Source organism: Kitasatospora sp. NPDC054939 (assembly GCF_053610105.1).
In genome coordinates, this window is record NZ_JBSGXP010000316.1 from 1 (window position 1) to 1,169 (window position 1,169).

The following is a 1,169-nucleotide window of genomic DNA, read 5'->3' on the forward strand; positions in this document are numbered from 1 at the left end:
TTTGTGTTATCCCCGCCCGCGCCCGGGGGGCGCCCCCCCGCGCGCGCGCCCCCCCGGGGGCGCCCCCGCCCCACTCCGCCACCCCCACTCCCCACCCCGGCCGTTGCGCCGCCGACTCGCCGGTCTCCTGGACCGCACCGCCCACTACTCCGCACCGCTCACTACTCCCCACCCCCAACTCCTCAACCCCTGCTCCCGCTGGCTCCCGAACTCCCGAGGAGGCACCCGCATGCGCCCCCGCCGCAGCAGCTCCACCGGCATCCTTCGCCGCTTCCGCCCCGACGGTTCGTCGGGCCGGGGCCGTTCGCCCCGGCCGAACCGCCAGGACCGCCAGGCCCGGCCCACCCGGCCGCCCCGCCCGCACCACCCGCCGCGCCGGGGCCGGCTGCACCGGCTGGCCGCCGCCCTCGGGCTCGCCGCCGCGGCCGTCCTGCTGGGCGCCGCCCCGGCCGCCGCCCACGGCGACACCATCACTCTGGAGATCCCCGGCCAGGACAACGGGCACGTCACCACCGTCGCCACCTGGGACAACGACCGCGACCCGGTCACCGAGGAGTTCGCGGGCACGCTGAGCGCCGCCTCCTCCGACGGCCGGACGGCGGGCCCGTGGCGGCTGGTGCCGATCACCGGCCGCCCGGGCGCGTACACCACGCGGGAGATCCTCCCGGCCGGCCACTGGAAGGTCACCGTCGTCTGCGCGTTCCCGACGCTGGGGCGCGGGGAGCGCGAACTCGACGTGGAACCGGCCGTGATCACCGACCCGCCGATGCAGGGACCGCCTGCCACCGGGCCCACGGCGACGGGACCGACCGCGGCCCCCCGCCCCTCGGGAGCCCCCACCGGCAGCGGCACGGCCACCGGCACCGGCACCGCCACGGCCACGGCCACGGCCACGGTCGGCGGTCCGAGCGGGGCGCCGGTGGTGGCGGCCCCGACCGGCGGCACCGCGGTGACCACGGCCCGCGACGCGGGCAACACCGCCACCTGGGCCGCCCTGGCCACCGCCGCCGCCGCGGTGCTGCTGCTCGCCGTCGGCCTGCGCCTGCGCCGCCGCAACCGCGGCTGAACCACCCGTGTGTGCTCGGCCGGGAGCCCCGGCCGGAAGCCCCGGCCGGGGGAGCGGACGCGGACCACCCGCGCCCGGCCGGTCGACCCGCGGCGTACATCGC

General features: G+C 80.0%; 1 protein-coding gene. It reads left to right on the plus strand.

Translation table 11 applies throughout. The annotated features are described in order from the left end of the window. The first annotated feature begins 229 nt into the window (after positions 1–229). The gene (locus ACWGB8_RS38620) at positions 230–1,066 is read left to right on the plus strand and encodes a hypothetical protein (protein WP_452218314.1); all 837 of its coding nucleotides are present in this window, start codon (positions 230–232) and stop codon (positions 1,064–1,066) included. The last annotated feature ends 103 nt before the right edge of the window (positions 1,067–1,169 follow it).